Raw genomic sequence first — 18,142 nt, 5'->3', positions numbered from 1 at the left:
TGAAATGAATAAATTTGCAATTGATGTTAAAGAAATTTTATAAAATTATTATTCTCCCTTATACTTTAGTTTTACTCTATCTTATGTTTTTAGGAATGGGTCGGGTTCAGTATGAAGACAATGTGGTAAGGATCGAACCTGTTTTATCAACAATATGGTATATTAAAGAAACGATCCGGTGGGAAGATATTATAAGAGTCGTATTAGGAAATGTAGTGATGTTTATTCCATTTGGATTTTTAGGTTGGCTTTTCCCTAAATTTAATGATCTTAAAACATTGCTTTTTGCCTTTATTTCAGCAATAACAATTGCAGAAGCACTTCAATATTTTACAAGAATGGGGATTTTTGAAGTGGATGATATTCTCATGAATACTTTCGGAGTGATTTTAGGATTTTTCATGCGAAAGTTTGTTGAGAAACGATTCAGGAATTGGGTATTTTAAATAACCTAATCACACCATAGATTGTGGCCCAGAGGGCTTGTCATTCTGCAGGAATCTATGTGCAGTATTAGAGGTTTAATTAAAAAATAATTGCTTAGATTTCTGCAGAATGATAACTACCCGTTGAAAAAGGTTTGATTATTACCCATTCAATTCCTTCGCACGTTTTTCTGCATTCAGGATTCCTTTCTTTAAAACTTCTTTAAAATTATTTTCATCAAAGGTATGTAACGCAGCTTCGGTAGTTCCTCCTTTTGAGGCAACATCTTTTATGAGTTCTTCTAAATTTCTTTCTGAATTATTCATCAAATGATAAGCTCCAAGCATCGTTTGTTTAACGAAGAGTTTAGATAAATTTTCTTCGATTCCCATTTCAACACCTGCTTTTATCATAGCATCAACTATATAATAGAAATAAGCGGGACCGCTTCCTGAAAGAGCCGTTACTCCATCCAGTAATTCCTCGTCCTCTAAATACACGGATCTGCCTGTGCTGTTGAGTAATCTTTCTATATTAATAAGCTGACTGAAAGAAATGCCATCCGCTGCCGTATATCCTGTAATCCCCATCCCTAAAAGAGTAGGTGAGTTAGGCATAGCTCTTACCACCATTGGATGGTTTAGTAATTTTTGGATTTTCTCGATTTTAATACCCGCCATAATGGATAAGACCATCTGATTTTCCTTTAAAGAGAACTGGATTTTATCAACAACATGCTGAAAATCCTGTGGTTTTACAGCAATGATGATGAGATCTGCATCTAATTCTTTAACATCTGCGAAAGTTGAAACTTGAGAGCGTGGAAATTCTTCTGAAATTTTAGAAAATTTAGAATCATTTCTTGTGATCAAATGAAGGTTTTCAGCTTTTATTAATTCATATTTCAAAAAAGATTTTGAAAATGATAATCCCATATTGCCTGCTCCCAGAATAGCTATTTTCATATTGTGTCTTCTAATTTTCAAACGAAAATAGTGTTTTTATCGTAAAATAATGATAAAAATGAGAGTTATTATGAACTGTCTTTATTATACTATATGATATTGACTTCCCTTTCCAGCTCTATTCCAAATTTCTCTTTCACAGAATCAATGATCTGTGTTGAAAAATCAAATATCTCTTTTCCGGTAGCATTTCCGGTAGCATTAATGATAACAAGGGATTGTAACGCATGAGAAGCTACATTTCCAATTTGCTTGCCTTTCCAGCCACATTGTTCGATAAGCCATCCTGCGGGAACTTTTACCATATCTTCATTTGGATAACCTTGGATTGTTGGGAATTTAATTTTCAGATCTTCAAATTGAATTATAGGAATTGTTGGGTTTTTGAAAAAGCTGCCTGCATTTCCAATGACCTTAGGATCCGGAAGTTTGCTTTGTCTGATATGAATCACTGCTTTAGAGACGTCCTGAATCGTAGGTTTTTCAATATGTAATTTCTCTAATTCGGTTTTGATAGCTCCATATTCGGTTTTAATCATATGATCTCTTCTGGTTAACCTGAATGTAACATCCAGAATCACATATTTGCCTTTTCCTTCCTGTTTAAAAATAGAATCTCTGTATCCGAACCTGCATGTCTCTAAATCAAAGATCTCAATTTCCAATGTCTCTAAATTCAGAACTGTACAGCTCACGAAAATATCTTTTATTTCCGTACCATAAGCACCAATATTTTGCATAGGTGATGTACCGACATTGCCTGGTATAAGCGATAAATTTTCTAACCCGCCATAATTTTTATTTAAAGAATACATCACGAACTCATGCCAGTTTTCGCCGGAATTCGCTGTTACCAGAATATGGTTCTCATCTACAACTTCCTCAGTAATTCCTTTTAAATTGATCTGAATAGCTAAGCCTTCGAATTCTTTTGTAAGCAACACATTGCTTCCACCACCCAAAAAAAGAATAGGTAAAGAATGAGAAGTGGCAAAGCGAATAGCTTCTTTTAGCTCTTCAATGGTAGCGATTTCCGTGAAATATTTTGCTGTAGCCTCAACACCAAAAGTGTTGTAAGGTTTTAGAGAAAAATTACTTTGCATAGGTTTGTTGGTATTCTTTCGGGAGTGTTTCTTCGATTCTGTTTTTAAGAGTTTGCAGTTGACCATAGTGAATGGTATCCTGGTAGGAATTCACATAGACATGGGATCTTTTGGGTGTTCTGATTTGAAACGTTTCATCCACGCCATCTACTGATTGGGCACTTGGTGAGCTTTTGATTGCATTCAGGGTCTTTACATCAATAGCAGAAACCAATTGCTTCCATTTTTCTTTGCTGATCGAAGAGCTCCAATATTTATGTGTTTTTTTGGCTGTGACGCCTTGCTCTAACGAAATAGAGTCTTTAGAAATTTTGATGATCCTGTAATTTCCAAGAATTCCACCAATATTGGATACACTGATAAAGGTAATTTCATTTGGATTTTTTGGGACAGAAACTTTTTCTTGCTTTTTGTGACAGGAAAAAAATGCCAGCAATAAAAACATTGAAAATGGAATTTTCAAACCAAAGTTTCTTATTGCTGACATCTTTATATTTTATAGATTGAATTCTAATTTGTATTGTTTCAATGCCTCTTTAAGGATTTCAACACTTCTTCTTAGATCCTGCTCCTTCAATACGTAGGCAATTCTTACCTGTTTTTTACCTAATTCAGGGTTGCTGTAGAAACCACCTGCTGGTGCTACCATAATGGTCTCATTATTAAGAGAGTATTTTTCCAATAACCACTGAGCAAATTTTTCTGTATCATCTACAGGAAGCTGTGCTACACAATAAAAAGCACCTTTTGGTTTAGGACAAATCACTCCTGGAATAGCATTTAATAAATCTACCAGCACATTTCTTCTGTGAGTATATTCCTCTCTTACGGCACGGATATAAGCTCCATCATTCTGATGTGCTGCTGTTGCTGCAATTTGTCCTAAAAGAACCGGGCTTAATCTTGCCTGGGCAAAAAGCATTGCTGCATCATGAATTTTCTTAGAACGTGTAATCATGCATCCGATTCTTACACCACACATAGAATAACGCTTGGATTCAGAATCGATAATAATACAGTTTTCTTTTAATTCTGGAAAAGCAAGCATTGAAATCTGCTGTTTTCCATCATATACATACTCTCTGTATACTTCATCAGAAATCACAACGATATCATATTTTAAAGCAATTTCGGCTAATTTCTGAAGCTCCTCACGAGTGTAAAGATATCCTGTAGGATTTCCAGGGTTACAAATAACAATAGCCCTTGTTTTCTCAGTGATCTTTTTCTCGAACTCTTCAATAGGAGGCAAAGCAAAACCTGTTTCTATCGTAGATGGAACTGCGACTACATTCACATTAAACGTGCTTGCAAATCCATTATAATTGGCATAATAAGGTTCAGGAATAATAACTTCATCCCCATCATCACATAAAGTAGAAATGGCAAAGTTTAAAGCTTCAGAACCTCCATTGGTTACAATGAAATTATCAGGAGTAAGATCATTAAAATCTAAAGAATGGTAATATTCTGTCAGTGCTTTTCTGTATTCCAGATTTCCTTCAGAAAGTGCATATTCCAATACTTTTAAATCAATGTTTTTTAAAGCATTTAATGCCGTTTCCGGAGTTTCAATATCCGGCTGTCCGATATTAAGGTGATATACTTTTATTCCTTTCTGTTTTGCTTGAAGGGAAAAAGGAACCAGTTTTCTTACCGGCGACGGCGGCATATGTTGTGCTCTGTTTGAAATGTTCGGCATTGTTTAAAAATTTGTATGGCAAAAATAAGATTTAATTTTTCAATATTAAAATTATGGAGAATACTATGCTCTTATATTTGTTGTTTTAACTTTTTTTCTGATTTAAGATGGTATAATAATCTGATTGTCTTTTACATGTTGATATATCTCCATTAAAATTAGTGTCTCCTTTTATTTTTTTACTTTTATTATTGTTGATTATATACTGTATGATATTAAATTGTTATATATTGTTTATATAAAGTTGTTTTGTGTTGATTTTTTTATAAATTTACCATACTAATGTTAAAATACTATGAAAATAAATCGACTTTTTGGAGCTTTCGGTACGGTTGCTCTGTTTTTTGCGTCTAATGTAGCAGCGCAAAATTTTCAAACGATGCCTGTTCAGTCAGGTTATACAGCAGATGTTATTGCTAATGGGATAGGTTCTTCCATGACTTCTACAAGTACAGATGTAGATGGGGTGTCTTTTGCTTTTGTTGCACGGGATTTTCAATTAACTTCTACAAGTTCACCACTTACGTACGGGATTCCCACTAATGGAACTATTAATTCAGTAGCCAGTGCTACGCCTGGATTGAGTTTTCAATTAGGGAATCTAAGTGGTAACAATTCATTGAGGCTTGTTACAACAGGGGAGACGGGAACATTGGTGTTTGGTACTCCAAAAGCAGCTTTTAAATTATACCTGCTTTCTACCAGTGGAAGTGGAACATCTACAGTAAGTGCTACCATAACATTTACAGATAATACAACACAGGTGCTTTCCAGCATCAGTCTTTCAGATTGGTATGGAGGTTCTAATTTTGCTATACAGGGAATTGGAAGGATTAACAGAACCAATGATGTTCTTGAACCTAATAGTACTAATCCCAGATTATATCAATCTGTTTTGAATATTGATGCAGCCAATGTAACAAAACCTATACAAAGCATTACAATTGCGAAAAGCGGAGGAACGGGAATTTCAAATATTTTTGCCATATCAGCTGATGCTTTTACAGATTGTTCAGCTCCGACTCTAAGTCCTGTGGGTACACTTTCTTCTAATTCAGCTCAGGTATCCTGGACGATCCCTCCAACTACTACCGCAGCAAGTTATGATGTGTATTACAGTACAAGCAATACACCTCCTACAAGTACAACTACCCCTAATATGACCGGAATTACCGGAACATCAACAACGATTGGAAGCTTATCATCTTCAACTACTTATTATTATTGGGTAAGAACCAATTGTACTACAGCGACAAGTCAGAGCGGATGGTCAGTTGGTGGTTCTTTTACGACTTTATGTGGTGCAATGATACCAGCATATACCAATACATTTAGCCCTTTCCCAGGAAACTGCTGGGTGAATAACCTTTCAGGAGGAACTCCTGCAACAGGACCATCAGGGACTTCAACATATTGGACTGAAGATGGATTTTTAAATGTTACCACTACAGGATCTGCAAGAATTAATCTTTATTCTTCCAATCGTGCAGGGTGGTTGAAAACGGTTCCGTTTGATCTTTCAGCTGGTGGATATAGAGTGAAATTTGATTATGGAGCAACAACGTATTCAGGAACTGCTGCTTCTCCGATGGGATCTGACGATGTAATATACTTTATGGTTTCTAATGATGGTGGAAGCACATGGGATATATTGAAAACATGGGATGTTAATAATGCTGCATCTAATGTATCTACGACATATTCTTATGATTTAGCCAACAATACGGGTGCAAATACTGTATTTGCATTTTATGGAAATGACGGACCGGTAGATGATGCTCCGGATTATAATTTCTATGTTGATAACTTTACAGTAGAAGCTGCTCAGTTAAGTACCTCTGAAGTTAATGGAAATAAGAAAGCAGTTACTGTTCATCCAAATCCATTCAAAGATGTACTGTATATTTCAGATACCAGAGAAGTGAAATCTGTAAACGTTACTGATGTTTCAGGAAGGTTATTAAAAACAATCGAAAATCCAACAAAGGAAATCAACCTGAGTACATTAAACGCTGGATTGTATTTCGTGAATATTCAATTCAAAGACGGTTCAAAAACAACTGTTAAGGCGATCAAACAATAGGATTGCATTACCTCATAAAAAAAGAGACAGTTATATTTGTATAGCTGTCTCTTTTATTTTGCACATAATCATATAAAATTGTTTTTAAATTTTGTTAATTTGAAAACCAATAAAACTAAACTAAAATGCAAATCCATACCCATTCTATAGAAGATTATATTTCACAAATTCCTGAGGAGAGAAAAGAGGTTTTCAGAAAGCTTTTTGATACCGTTCAGGATAATCTACCCAAAGGATTTATAAGCAATACAAGCTATGGGATGGTAGGCTGGGCGGTGCCCCTGGAGATCTATCCGGCGGGTTATCACTGTAGCCCAGGATCTCCATTGCCATTTATAAGTCTGGCTTCCCAAAAGAATTTTATTGCATTGTATCATATGGGAATATATGCAAAACCAGATCTTCTTGATTGGTTTGTGAATGAATTTCCAAAACATTCAAAAAGAAAACTGGATATGGGGAAATCTTGTATCCGATTTAAAAAGATGGATGAAATTCCGTTTGATTTAATTGCTGAAGTAAGTAAGAAAATGACCGTTGAAGACTGGATTGAATGTTATGAATCAAATTTTAAAAGATAAGTCGATGAGGTCGATTATGTTTGTTGTCCTTCTGTTTTTGATAGTAGGATGTAAAAGTAAGAGTTTATATACTGATGATCTTAAAAATGGAGATCTGCTTTTTGTGACCGCAAAAGAAGAAGGGCTTTCAGGAGCTATTAATAATGTGACACAAAAAGAAAAAAATGCTTCATTTGATCATATTGGTATTTTAAAGAAAGAAGGGAAATCATTTTTTGTACTTCATGCTGCTCCGAAAGGAGGGTCGCAAAAGCAAACGTTAAAAGATTTTGTTAAAGATCAGGCTGAAGATAAACAAAATATTGTCATATACCGACTAAAGGCAAATTTTCGGAATTCGATTCCTTCTGCACTTGCAAAAGCAGAATTGATGGTAGGAAAGCCCTACAATTTTAATTACATTCTGGATGATAATTCCTATTACTGCTCAGACTTCATTGAAAGGGCATTTAGAGAAGATCATATTTTTAAATTGGAGCCAATGACATTTATTGATCCGAAAACAGGAAAAACAAATGTATTCTGGGAAGAATTTTATAAGAAGAAAAAGCTGAAAGTCCCTGAAGGAGAGCTTGGTTGTAATCCAAATGGATTGGCTACTTCAGATAAATTAGAAAGAATAAAAGAACTATAAATAGTAAAGAGAAGCAAGTTGCTTCTCTTTTTTTTCAAAAAAAATAAAAAATATTAGTCTACTAATTTGGTGGACTAATATTTTTTTATATTTTTGTCAAAGATTTAACGCAATAAGAAAATGTAAAATCAAGAATAGTCTAACCAAAAAAAAATTAGTGATGATTACAACCACTCCGAACCCGCAGGTTTTGCAAAATAAAATAGGCCTGCCAAAAAAAGAATTGATATTAGAAATAGAATTGAACGGAAAAATGAAGTTTGAGAATATTTTGAATGTCATGTACAATCAGTTCGGAATTTATCACAGAGTGCTTTCTGCCAATATAGAATATATTGAGGGTCGCAGTTTTGGTTCTGTTCAGTTATATATCAATGCCAATTCAGATGATTGCCGACAGCTGGAGCTTTATCTGAATAAAAATAAACTTTTGAGTACCAGTGTAGAGTATATCTGCAGGAAGTATTCTTAGGGGAGATTCATATAGTTTTAATTACGAAAGTGTTCAGTTTACTGAGCGCTTTTTTTTATATGGTAAGTAGTATCTGAAAAAATAGTATTTTTAGCCTAATTAAAACCAATAATTTATGATCACAATTATTATCATTGTTGCAGTAGTTGTTCTTTTTCTTTTATATGGAGTTTCTATCTATAACCGTTTGGTGAAATTAAGAAACCTTGTACAGGAAGGATGGAGTAGTATAGATGTGATGTTGAAAAAGCGTCATGATCTTATTCCCAACCTTGTTGAGACTGTAAAAGGATATGCTACCCATGAACGTGAAACTCTGGATAGTGTTACAAGAGCGAGAACCCAGGCAGTAGGAGCTAATTCTGTTGAATCCAAAGAAGCTGCAGAGAAAAATCTTAATCAGGCAATGATGAACCTTTTTGCTGTAGCTGAACAGTATCCGGATCTTAAGGCAAATGCTAATTTTCAGCAGTTACAATCTGAATTAACCTCTATCGAAAATGATATTGAAAAATCCAGAAGATATTACAATGGAACTGTTCGTGAAAACAATACATTGGTAGAATCTTTTCCAAGTAATATCATTGCAAATATGTATAAATTTGAGAAATCTCCTTTCTTTGAATTGCAAAATATAGCTGAGAGAGAAGTTCCAACTGTGAAGTTTTAAGCAATGAAAAAGTTTTTGCTGCTTTTTAGCCTCCTCTTTTTCATTGCAGGTTTTGCCCAGGAAGAAGCTCGTCGTGTAGATCAGATGACGATTGTAGAAAGCCCTGAGAAAATTCTTTCTTTTCATTCTGATATTGATGTCGATAAAAATTCTGGAATTACAGTAACAGAGAATATTAAAGTACATAGTCTCGGTGAGAATATTAAAAGAGGCATTTATCGTGCATTACCACTCTCAAGGAATCTGAATAATAGAACTCAAAAAGTCAAGTATACTATTGTTTCCATAAAGAAAAATGGATCAGATGAAGATTATCATGAAAAAATAGAAGATGGTTTTCTAAAGATTTATGTTGGAAATAAAGATATTATCCTGGATCCTGGAGATTATGAATATGAAGTCAGGTACACGGCAAAGAACCAGATAGGTTTCTTTGATAAATATGATGAGCTGTACTGGAATGTAAATGGTACCTATTGGGATTTTGATGTAGATTCTGTTTCTGCAAAGATTACTCTTCCTGAAGGAGCAAAGATCCTTCAAAATTCTTGCTACACTGGAGCTTATGGAAGTAATTCGCAGAATTGTAAAGTAAGTGTATTGTCAGATCGATCAATAGAGTGGAGTGCTGCCAATCTTAAAGCAAATGAAGGTCTTACTGTAGCGGTAGGTTTTAACAAAGGAGTTATGATTCCGCCACCACCTCCAACTTTTCTGGAGAAATTTGGAATTTTAATTGGTGGATTTATTATTTTCCTCGGTCTGATTTTTTATTACTATTCCACATGGAGGAAATATGGTGTTGACCCTGAAAAACCAATAGTTTATCCACAGTTTAATGTTCCGGAAGGACTTTCCCCTGCTTCTATTGGATATATAAAGACTGAGGATTTTAAAAACAAATATTTAACAGCTGCTGTTGTAAATCTTGCTGTAAAAGGATATGTTCAGATAATTGAAGGAGAAGATTCCGGGATTCTGGGGTTATTTAGCACCAAGACCTTTACTTTGAAAAAATTAAAAGAGGCTAACGAAGCTTTACCGAAAGAAGAGATCAATTTAATGAATACTCTTTTTTCTGATGGATCCGGTTCTGTGAAATTCGATGGAAAATATGACTCCAAGATTGAAAGAGTGGTTAATAACTTTAAGCAAACTTTGGCCTTTCAGTATGATAAGTTCTTAAACGAAGGAAATAATAGAGGCAAGCTTATATTACCTACTTTATTAATTATGGTAGTATATGGAATAGGATTGTTTTTAAGCTATTCCATATATCCTGAAGCCGAAAAAGTAGCTATTGGGATAGCGATATTCGGTGTTCTTCTGGTAGCATTTGTGCTTGTGACTTTCTTATTTAAAAATCTTTCCTGGAAATTTCTGATACCTATTCCTTTTTGTTTGTTGATTGGTATGGGAAGTTTAATAAACAACAGTCATGAGGTTGTGGAAAGTAATAATTTTAATGTTTGTTATATTTTTATTGTGCTGGCATTTACTTCATTAATGATTTATCAATATCTCATCAAAAAACCTTCCGAAGAAAAACTGAAGAAAAAATCTTTAATAGAGGGTTTTAAAATGTATATGGGTGCCGCTGAAAATGAACAATTGAAGTTTCACAATCCACCACAGATGACACCACAGGTTTTTGAAGCTCTGCTTCCTTTTGCTATGGTATTAGGTGTAGATGACATCTGGGGGAAAAAGTTTGATGACCTATTGAAAAAAATGGCCACAGGAACAGAATATGTTCATACGTGGTATGTAGGTAATTCAATCAATCATTTAAGTTTCGCAAATACGCTGAACTCAAGCCTTACCAATTCCATTAAGTCTGCAGCTACACAGCCTTCCAGTTCCAGTAGTGGATCTGGGGGTGGTGGATTCTCCGGCGGAGGTGGCGGCGGAGGCGGTGGAGGCGGCTGGTAAGTCGAAATGTTTATAAAATAAAAAAGCGTTCAGATTATTGAACGCTTTTTATATTTTTTTGAATTTTGATTGAATATTAAATTCTTTCAATATCAGCACCGATTGCTTTTAATCTTCCATCAATATTTTCATAACCTCTGTCGATCTGCTCAATATTGTGGATAATCGATTTTCCTTCTGCAGAAAGAGCTGCAATTAGAAGAGCATTACCAGCTCTGATATCCGGAGAAACCATCGTTGTTCCACGAAGTGGAGCCTCTTGATTCAAACCAATTACCGTAGCTCTGTGCGGATCACATAAAATGATCTGAGCACCCATATCAATTAATTTATCTACAAAGAATAATCTTGATTCGAACATCTTCTGATGAACAAGAATACTCCCTTTTGCCTGAGTAGCCACTACCAAAATAATAGATAATAAGTCAGGCGTAAAACCTGGCCACGGAGCATCCGAGATCGTAAGAATAGATCCGTCAATAAACTTTTGGATTTTATAATTTTCCTGAGCCGGAATGAAAATATCATCATTGCTTTGCTCGAGTTGGATTCCAAGTTTTCTGAAAGTATTAGGAATAACTCCTAATTGATTCCAGTTTACATTTTTTATCGTAAGCTCAGATTTGGTCATGGCAGCAAGACCAATCCATGATCCTATTTCTACCATATCAGGAAGCATTGTATGCTCTGTTCCTCGTAAATGGCTAACCCCTTCAATAGTTAAAAGGTTGGAGCCTATTCCTGAAATATTAGCTCCCATTCTGTTCAGCATCTTACAAAGTTGCTGAAGATAAGGCTCACAAGCTGCATTGTAAATCCTTGTTTTACCTTTTGCTAAAGCAGCAGCCATTACAATATTAGCAGTACCTGTTACGGAAGCCTCTTCCAATAAGATGAATTTACCGTTAAGTTCTTTTGCCTTTAGAGAATAGAAATACTCCTCTTCATCATAGTGAAATTCAGCACCTAATTCTACCAATCCCTGGAAATGCGTGTCCAGTCTTCTTCTTCCTATCTTGTCACCGCCTGGTGTAGGCATGTAAGCTTCACCATATCTCGCCAACATGGGTCCCATAAGCATAATCGAACCGCGAAGCTTTGCGCCATCCTTTTTAAACTCGTTAGACTTTACATAATCAAAATTGACATGATCAGCTTTAAAAGTATAATCTCCCTGTCCATTTTTGGTGATTTTTACCCCAAAGTCGCCTAAAATTTCAATTAACCTATTAACATCGTGAATATCGGGAATGTTCTTAATTCTTACCTCCTCATCCGTTAATAAAACTGCACATAAAATTTGTAAAGCTTCATTCTTTGCTCCCTGTGGAGTAATTTCACCTTGCAGTCTTTTTCCTCCTCTTATTTGAAACGTTCCACTCATTTACTTTCTGTTTTTATGGTTGTTGTTATTGTTATGTCTTCTTTTGTTGGTTTGGTTTTTATTATTGCTGTTGCGATTATTGTTGTTATTGTTATTGCGATTATTGTTGGTCGTATAGTAAATCTTGCTTTTTTCCAAAGATTCTATACCCGTAAGATCAAGCCTGTTTTCAGATAGCTCTTTCAAGTGACGGAAAATCACATCATCAGTAACATGTTCTTTATTATAAACATTATAAGATTTCTTCATATTGTTGGCAATAACTTCTATCAGAGCCTCTTTTTCGTCTCCGGCTTCAAGCTCTATTGCCTTTTCAATTAATTGAAGAATACTTTTTCCATAAAATTTAAAATCACCCTGAAGTTTTGGATATTCCATTCTTTTAGGTTTTTCTTCAAGCTGCTCTTTTGTAGGAAAAGGATAAGGAGAATCCACATCCAAATCATGATTAGCTAAAATATATAAATGATCCCAAAGTTTATGTTTATAATTCTCTTCATCACGAAGTTGTGGGTTTCTTTGTCCCATAAAATCAATGATTGCCATCGCCATTTCGTTTCTCTCCTCTTTAGAAGGAAGCTCTTTGCAACGCTCAACCAACTGTTGTATAATTCTGCCGTATTCCGGCATATTAAGTTGCGTTTTTTGGGTGTTATATTCCATAATATGCAAATATATGGATTAAAAGAAAAATTGTCTTGATAATCTTAAAAGTTTATGATTTTTTAATGAAAATTTATGATAGGATTTTTGAGTAAATCTTTAATGTTGAATAAATTTATTCACATTGTATAGAATTTATTTTAATAAAAGTGTATTTTAGTTATTATATTAATAATTAAAATGCCGGCTATGAAAAAAACATATTTATTATTTTCATTAATTACTTTAGGAGTAATGAGCTCTTGTGAGACCAGTGATGAAAGAGTGGGTAAAAGTTCAAAAGAATCGGAAGTTCATTCCAAAACGGTACAGGTTACCCATCATGATGGGAGGCCTTTCAGTACAGGGAAAGAATCTGTTAATGGTAAATTCGTTGCTGGCCCAGGTGGAGGAGTTTTGATGCAAGGGTTTTATTGGGATGTTCCGGATGGTGGCAACTGGTGGAATACCGTTAAAGATAAATTGACGAACTGGTCAAATGCCGGGATCAGTGCAGTATGGCTACCTCCTGCTTCAAAGGCACAGAATGGCGCGTTCTCAATGGGGTATGATCCTACCGATTACTATGATTTTGGAAACTTTAATCAAAATGGGAGTGTGGAAACCCGTTTTGGTTCAAGAACAGAATTAGAAGCATTAATCACAAAAGCACATGCTGAAAATATGCAGGTCTATGCAGACATTGTGATCAATCACAACAGTGGTGGGCAATCGGAAGCCAATCCTTATACAGGAACCAATACCTGGACTAATTTTTCCGGAGTTGCCTCGGGAAAGTTTACCAGAAATTACAATGATTTTTATAAGAATGCGTACGGAAATAATGATGAAGGAGCTTTTGGTGGTTTCCCTGATTTGTGTCACGCGAATCCCCATGTACAGGATTGGTTGTGGGGAAGAGATGATTCTGTAGGAAAATACTACAAAAACGTAATGAAGTTTGACGGATGGAGATTCGACTATGTAAAAGGTTTTGGAGCCTGGGTGGTTAATAACTGGAATTCCAAGGTAGGCGGTTTTTCTGTTGGAGAATTATGGGATTCCAACGTAAATATATTGGAGTCCTGGGCTAATAATGCCAATAGTTCTGTATTTGATTTTGCAGCTTACTATAAAATGGATGAAGCTTTTGATAATGGAAATCTCAACGTTTTGAACGATGATATGATGTGGAAAAGAAATCCATATAAGGCTGTTACGTTTGTAGCCAATCACGATACTGATATTATTTATAATAAAATGCCTGCGTACGCCTATATCCTGACTCACGAAGGTTATCCGACTATATTTTACAGAGATTACGAAGAGTGGTTGAATAAAGAAAGGTTAAATAATCTGATCTGGATCCATAATAATAAAGCAACAGGAACTACTTCTATTCTATATACAGATAATGATGAATATATCGCAAGACGAAACGGCTATAATGGTAACCCGGGACTGGTCGTTTATATTAATACTTCTTCAAACTGGCAGGAAAGATGGGTAGATACGAACTGGAGTAATCAACAAATCAAAGATTTTACAGGAGCATCGAGCTGGTATCCTACCACACAAGCGGATAAGAGGGTGAAAATTCAATGTCCTCCAAATAGTTATTCTGTTTGGTCGTTGAATCAATAGTTTTTTTGGCGGAAGGGCTGAATTGCAAAATCGCGGATTTGTGAAATCGTAAAACTGTGGATTTGTGAAATTGTTTAATATTGCCTTGTCATTCAGAACGGAGCAACGCGAAGTGAAGAATCTCAGTAATTCCACGTGAAAAATAAACAGAGATTAATCAATGACAAGTATTGTGAAAACCATCATGATGCTTGTCATTTCTGATTTAGTAACAAAACAAGTTCTAAACCTCTATAAACTTTCTTTTCTGATTCTGATCAGGGAGAAAACATTTTTGAGCAGCTAATTTCATTCTGTTTCTTGAGATTAGATCATATACCTGATCACTTAAAAATGTAGGAATAATTTTCCCTGCGGCTATTAATTGATAAACACCACCGAGTAAGTGTGCAATGTGAAGTACTGCTCGGGATTTTACCAAATAATATTCATTGGGTTTCCATAGATACATGGTATTGAATACAGTTGTTTCCAATCCTCTTTCGGAAAGAAACTTCTGGCCAAAATCGGATTGTAAAGAAGCAAATAAGAATTTGTTTTTTGTGTCGCGTTCAAGGATCCATTGTACCCAGAAGTTACAAACCCCACAATCTCCATCAAAGAAGACAATATATTTATCTTGCCAATTTTCCTGCATAACGGTTTTATTTTAAAATACCATTGATCTTTCGGTTTCTCCTTTTACTTTCTTAAAGTACTCTATCAGCTGTTTTCTTTGTTCAGTTGTTAATTTTGCATCCTGATGACCAACGATATAAGATTCCAAAGGCATTTCCTCTTTTTCGATCATTTCAATACATTCCTGCAATTTGTGTGCCTGCCTTTTAGTTTCGTACATTGCAAAGGTAGAGAAATTTAGATGTTTTCTTCCTTCTGTAATGTGATTTTTTAAAAACCACGAAGAAGGGGCAATACTTGAATACCATGGATACTTTGTTTCATTAGAGTGACAGTCGTAACAGGAAGTATTGATCATCTTCGCAATTTCGGGTGGTGTGTTTTTTATTTTTAAAAAATCCATGCCCGGATTTAAGGGTGGGTTCGTCTTGTCAATTGGGAAAAACTGAATCATTATAAAAGCTACCAAAAGAACGATCAATACTTTTTTCATACCACAGAATTTAAGTGTTTGTAGGATAAATGTAGTCATTTTTTTTCTTATCATAAAAGCTAGAATCATTCTAAATAAAGCACTTATGTTCGTTTTTCAATTTATTTCTAATGAAATATAACTAACTTATTGCAGTTAACGAGACAAGAATTACCAGGATTAAATTATAGTTTTTAACTATTGTAAAAATATTATCAATAGATCAAATTTATTGGAAAGGTTATTGTAAGTTTGTCTTGTTCAGATCAAGTAAACTGTATTTATCAATAATAAAATTTAAACAACAATGGAAAAAGATTCAAATGACATCAGTAAATGTCCGTTTCATAATGGAACGATGAAACAAAGTGTAGCTGGTGGAGGAACTCAAAATCAGGAATGGTGGCCCAATCAGCTAAGAGTTGATATTCTACGTCAGCATTCTTCTTTATCAGACCCTATGGATAAGGATTTTGATTATGCTGAGGCATTTAAAAATTTAGATCTTGAAGCAGTAAAAAGAGATCTTCATGCATTAATGACAGATTCACAAGATTGGTGGCCGGCAGATTTTGGACATTATGGTCCTTTATTTATCCGTATGGCATGGCATAGTGCTGGAACTTATCGTGTAGGAGATGGAAGAGGAGGTGCCGGAGCTGGGCAGCAACGCTTTGCACCATTAAATAGCTGGCCAGATAATGTAAGTTTAGATAAAGCCAGAAGACTACTTTGGCCGATTAAACAAAAATATGGTAAAAATATATCTTGGGCGGATCTTTTGATCCTTACCGGTAACATCGCTTTAGAGTCTATGGGCTTTAAAACATTTGGATATGCCGGAGGGCGTGAGGATGTTTGGGAACCGGATATGGATGTATATTGGGGCTCTGAAACAACCTGGTTAGGAGGAGATTTGCGTTATGCTCATGGATCACCAGGAGTAGTGGAAGGCCATGGTGTACTTCCTACAGATGATGATGCAGATGGTGATGTTCATTCCCGTAATCTTGAAAAACCATTGGCAGCTGTGCAAATGGGACTTATTTATGTAAACCCCGAAGGACCGGACGGAAACCCTGATCCAATTTTGGCAGCTAAAGATATCCGTGACACGTTTGGACGTATGGCGATGAATGACGAAGAAACAGTAGCACTTATTGCGGGTGGACATACTTTTGGTAAAACTCATGGTGCAGGTCCCGCTGATCATGTAGGCAAAGAGCCGGAGGCGGCTGGAATCGAACAACAAGGACTAGGCTGGAACAGCAGTTTTCGCAGCGGAAGCGGAAAAGACGCAATCAGTAGTGGCTTGGAAGTAACATGGACTGAGACGCCTACACAATGGAGTAATTATTTCTTTAAAAACCTTTTTGAAAACGAATGGGAACTTACCAAGAGTCCGGCAGGTGCACACCAATGGGTTGCAAAAGGAGGTGATGAAATTATTCCTGATGCATTCGATTCTTCGAAAAAACACAAGCCAACAATGCTTACAACGGATCTTTCTTTGAGATTTGATCCGGTTTATGAAAAGATATCCAGACACTTTTATGAAAACCCCGATGCTCTTGCTGATGCTTTTTCACGTGCGTGGTTTAAACTGACCCATAGAGATATGGGACCTCGTGCCCGTTATTTGGGTCCTGACGTTCCTGCTGAAGTATTAATTTGGCAAGATCCTATTCCTGCTGTAGATCATGCATTAATTGACAATGCTGATATTGAAACTTTAAAAGCAAAGATTCTAGATTCAGGATTGAGTTCGTCAGAGTTGGTAATGACTGCCTGGGCTTCCGCTTCAACCTTTAGAGGAAGTGATAAACGTGGGGGAGCTAATGGAGCAAGAATTCGTTTGGCCCCACAAAAAGATTGGCAGGTAAATAACCCGGCTCAGTTACAAAAAGTACTCAATGTGCTTGAAAATATTCAATCTGAATTTAATGCTTCACAGGCTTCAGGTAAAAAAGTTTCTTTGGCCGATCTTATTGTATTGGCAGGAACAGCCGCAGTAGAAAAAGCAGCGAAAAATGCCGGTCACGATATTTCAGTTTCTTTCACTCCTGGCCGTATGGATGCTTCACAAGAGCAGACTGATGTTGAATCTATGGGATATCTTGAGCCTGCAGCTGATGGTTTCCGTAATTATTTAAAAAGAAAATATACCGTTTCTACAGAAGCATTATTAATAGATAAAGCACAATTATTGACGCTTACTGCTCCGGAGCTTACCGTATTAATTGGTGGAATGAGAGCTTTGGATGCTAATTTTGATGGTTCTAAAAATGGAGTATTGACACAGCGCCCGGGATCGCTTACGAATGATTTCTTTGTAAATCTTTTAGACATGGGAACTCAATGGAAAGCTACTTCAGGAGATAATGAACTGTATCTTGGTACAGATCGTAAAAGTGGACAACCAAAATGGACAGCGAGCCGTGCTGATTTGGTATTTGGTTCCAATTCAGAACTGAGAGCTATTGCCGAGGTGTATGCAAGTGCAGATGCACAGAGTAAATTTGTAAAAGATTTTGCAGCAGCATGGACTAAAGTAATGAATCTGGATAGATTTGATTTAGTTTAAATTTTGATAATATATAAATGGAAAACCATCCCGATAAAGGGTGGTTTTTTTGTGGATTCTAAATGAATTTAGACTCTATATGATATGTTTGCTTGTGATTATGAATTGATATACAGGGTTTTAATAATACTTAGGATAGCTGTTGTGGCTTTGTTTTTTTATTACTAAATAATAAAGCCTTATCTTTGCAAAAAATTGAGCTCCAAAAGTTGGAGTAACTCATTAATAAC

The 18,142-nt window shown here is 35.6% G+C and carries 17 protein-coding genes; 9 read left to right on the top strand and 8 right to left on the bottom strand.

Annotated features, from left to right (window positions below; all coding sequences use genetic code 11):
- Window positions 1-23: 23 nt before the first annotated feature.
- Window positions 24-446, top strand: a complete 423-nt coding sequence (locus JHL15_RS19020; RefSeq protein WP_200248324.1) for a VanZ family protein — start codon at window positions 24-26, stop codon at window positions 444-446.
- Between the two features lie 141 nt (window positions 447-587).
- On the opposite strand, the gene proC is transcribed toward JHL15_RS19020, so the two are convergent.
- The 4 genes from proC to JHL15_RS19000 all read right to left on the bottom strand — a co-directional run bounded on the left by proC (window position 588) and on the right by JHL15_RS19000 (window position 4,196).
- On the bottom strand, window positions 588-1,391 hold the full coding sequence (gene proC, locus JHL15_RS19015; RefSeq protein ID WP_200248322.1) for a pyrroline-5-carboxylate reductase: 804 nt from the start codon (window positions 1,389-1,391) through the stop codon (window positions 588-590).
- Window positions 1,392-1,480: 89 nt separating this feature from the next.
- Entirely contained in the window at window positions 1,481-2,494 is a 1,014-nt protein-coding gene (gene murB / locus JHL15_RS19010) for a UDP-N-acetylmuramate dehydrogenase (RefSeq protein ID WP_200248320.1), read from the bottom strand.
- Window positions 2,484-2,981 (bottom strand): hypothetical protein, encoded by a 498-nt coding sequence (locus JHL15_RS19005; RefSeq protein ID WP_200248318.1) that lies wholly within the window; start codon window positions 2,979-2,981, stop codon window positions 2,484-2,486. Before JHL15_RS19005 ends, murB begins: the two co-directional genes overlap by 11 nt.
- A 9-nt stretch (window positions 2,982-2,990) precedes the next feature.
- On the bottom strand, window positions 2,991-4,196 hold the full coding sequence (locus JHL15_RS19000; RefSeq protein ID WP_200248316.1) for a pyridoxal phosphate-dependent aminotransferase: 1,206 nt from the start codon (window positions 4,194-4,196) through the stop codon (window positions 2,991-2,993).
- Between the two features lie 295 nt (window positions 4,197-4,491).
- On the opposite strand from JHL15_RS19000, the gene JHL15_RS18995 reads away from it, so the two are divergent.
- From JHL15_RS18995 to JHL15_RS18970, 6 genes are all read left to right on the top strand, one after another.
- Window positions 4,492-6,279, top strand: coding sequence for a T9SS type A sorting domain-containing protein (locus tag JHL15_RS18995; protein WP_200248314.1), 1,788 nt, complete (start codon window positions 4,492-4,494; stop codon window positions 6,277-6,279).
- Window positions 6,280-6,404: 125 nt separating this feature from the next.
- Complete coding sequence (locus JHL15_RS18990) at window positions 6,405-6,860, top strand: DUF1801 domain-containing protein (RefSeq protein ID WP_200248313.1); 456 nt, start codon at window positions 6,405-6,407, stop codon at window positions 6,858-6,860.
- Window positions 6,838-7,494: a YiiX/YebB-like N1pC/P60 family cysteine hydrolase gene (locus JHL15_RS18985; protein ID WP_200248311.1), complete on the top strand. Its 657-nt coding sequence runs from the start codon at window positions 6,838-6,840 to the stop codon at window positions 7,492-7,494. Before JHL15_RS18990 ends, JHL15_RS18985 begins: the two co-directional genes overlap by 23 nt.
- A 160-nt stretch (window positions 7,495-7,654) precedes the next feature.
- Entirely contained in the window at window positions 7,655-7,966 is a 312-nt protein-coding gene (locus JHL15_RS18980) for an NIL domain-containing protein (RefSeq protein WP_200248309.1), read from the top strand.
- A 115-nt stretch (window positions 7,967-8,081) separates the two neighbouring features.
- Complete coding sequence (locus tag JHL15_RS18975) at window positions 8,082-8,636, top strand: LemA family protein (protein ID WP_200248307.1); 555 nt, start codon at window positions 8,082-8,084, stop codon at window positions 8,634-8,636.
- 3 nt (window positions 8,637-8,639) lie between these two features.
- Complete coding sequence (locus tag JHL15_RS18970) at window positions 8,640-10,568, top strand: DUF2207 domain-containing protein (RefSeq protein ID WP_200248305.1); 1,929 nt, start codon at window positions 8,640-8,642, stop codon at window positions 10,566-10,568.
- A 76-nt stretch (window positions 10,569-10,644) separates the two neighbouring features.
- Here JHL15_RS18970 and murA read toward each other — a convergent pair whose 3' ends face one another.
- Window positions 10,645-11,952, bottom strand: coding sequence for a UDP-N-acetylglucosamine 1-carboxyvinyltransferase (gene murA, locus JHL15_RS18965; RefSeq protein ID WP_200248303.1), 1,308 nt, complete (start codon window positions 11,950-11,952; stop codon window positions 10,645-10,647).
- The gene (locus tag JHL15_RS18960) at window positions 11,953-12,615 is read right to left on the bottom strand and encodes a DUF4290 domain-containing protein (protein ID WP_200248302.1); all 663 of its coding nucleotides are present in this window, start codon (window positions 12,613-12,615) and stop codon (window positions 11,953-11,955) included.
- Between the two features lie 189 nt (window positions 12,616-12,804).
- On the opposite strand from JHL15_RS18960, the gene JHL15_RS18955 reads away from it, so the two are divergent.
- Entirely contained in the window at window positions 12,805-14,238 is a 1,434-nt protein-coding gene (locus JHL15_RS18955) for an alpha-amylase (RefSeq protein ID WP_200248300.1), read from the top strand.
- A 223-nt stretch (window positions 14,239-14,461) separates the two neighbouring features.
- Here JHL15_RS18955 and JHL15_RS18950 read toward each other — a convergent pair whose 3' ends face one another.
- Both JHL15_RS18950 and JHL15_RS18945 read right to left on the bottom strand, forming a co-directional pair.
- Window positions 14,462-14,875, bottom strand: coding sequence for a thiol-disulfide oxidoreductase DCC family protein (locus JHL15_RS18950; protein ID WP_200248299.1), 414 nt, complete (start codon window positions 14,873-14,875; stop codon window positions 14,462-14,464).
- Between the two features lie 12 nt (window positions 14,876-14,887).
- Window positions 14,888-15,349 (bottom strand): heme-binding domain-containing protein, encoded by a 462-nt coding sequence (locus JHL15_RS18945; protein WP_200248297.1) that lies wholly within the window; start codon window positions 15,347-15,349, stop codon window positions 14,888-14,890.
- A gap of 286 nt (window positions 15,350-15,635) precedes the next feature.
- Between JHL15_RS18945 and katG the strand changes: the two genes are divergently transcribed.
- Window positions 15,636-17,912 (top strand): catalase/peroxidase HPI, encoded by a 2,277-nt coding sequence (gene katG, locus JHL15_RS18940; protein ID WP_200248296.1) that lies wholly within the window; start codon window positions 15,636-15,638, stop codon window positions 17,910-17,912.
- The last annotated feature ends 230 nt before the right edge of the window (window positions 17,913-18,142 follow it).

The sequence above is a fragment of the Chryseobacterium paridis genome, assembly GCF_016595215.1.
Taxonomy (GTDB): domain Bacteria; phylum Bacteroidota; class Bacteroidia; order Flavobacteriales; family Weeksellaceae; genus Chryseobacterium; species Chryseobacterium paridis.
This window is presented reverse-complemented; position numbering and strand designations above follow the sequence as displayed.

Coding starts and splice junctions, on each gene's coding strand:
- JHL15_RS18995 (WP_200248314.1), top strand. CDS start 4,492: ATGAAAATAAATCGACTTTTTGGAGCTTTCGGTACGGTTGCTCTGTTT.
- murB (WP_200248320.1), bottom strand. CDS start 2,494: ATGCAAAGTAATTTTTCTCTAAAACCTTACAACACTTTTGGTGTTGAG.
- katG (WP_200248296.1), top strand. CDS start 15,636: ATGGAAAAAGATTCAAATGACATCAGTAAATGTCCGTTTCATAATGGA.
- JHL15_RS18985 (WP_200248311.1), top strand. CDS start 6,838: ATGAATCAAATTTTAAAAGATAAGTCGATGAGGTCGATTATGTTTGTT.
- proC (WP_200248322.1), bottom strand. CDS start 1,391: ATGAAAATAGCTATTCTGGGAGCAGGCAATATGGGATTATCATTTTCA.
- JHL15_RS19005 (WP_200248318.1), bottom strand. CDS start 2,981: ATGTCAGCAATAAGAAACTTTGGTTTGAAAATTCCATTTTCAATGTTT.
- JHL15_RS18950 (WP_200248299.1), bottom strand. CDS start 14,875: ATGCAGGAAAATTGGCAAGATAAATATATTGTCTTCTTTGATGGAGAT.
- JHL15_RS18955 (WP_200248300.1), top strand. CDS start 12,805: ATGAAAAAAACATATTTATTATTTTCATTAATTACTTTAGGAGTAATG.
- JHL15_RS18975 (WP_200248307.1), top strand. CDS start 8,082: ATGATCACAATTATTATCATTGTTGCAGTAGTTGTTCTTTTTCTTTTA.
- JHL15_RS18945 (WP_200248297.1), bottom strand. CDS start 15,349: ATGAAAAAAGTATTGATCGTTCTTTTGGTAGCTTTTATAATGATTCAG.
- murA (WP_200248303.1), bottom strand. CDS start 11,952: ATGAGTGGAACGTTTCAAATAAGAGGAGGAAAAAGACTGCAAGGTGAA.
- JHL15_RS19020 (WP_200248324.1), top strand. CDS start 24: ATGTTAAAGAAATTTTATAAAATTATTATTCTCCCTTATACTTTAGTT.
- JHL15_RS18990 (WP_200248313.1), top strand. CDS start 6,405: ATGCAAATCCATACCCATTCTATAGAAGATTATATTTCACAAATTCCT.
- JHL15_RS18960 (WP_200248302.1), bottom strand. CDS start 12,615: ATGGAATATAACACCCAAAAAACGCAACTTAATATGCCGGAATACGGC.
- JHL15_RS18970 (WP_200248305.1), top strand. CDS start 8,640: ATGAAAAAGTTTTTGCTGCTTTTTAGCCTCCTCTTTTTCATTGCAGGT.
- JHL15_RS19000 (WP_200248316.1), bottom strand. CDS start 4,196: ATGCCGAACATTTCAAACAGAGCACAACATATGCCGCCGTCGCCGGTA.
- JHL15_RS18980 (WP_200248309.1), top strand. CDS start 7,655: ATGATTACAACCACTCCGAACCCGCAGGTTTTGCAAAATAAAATAGGC.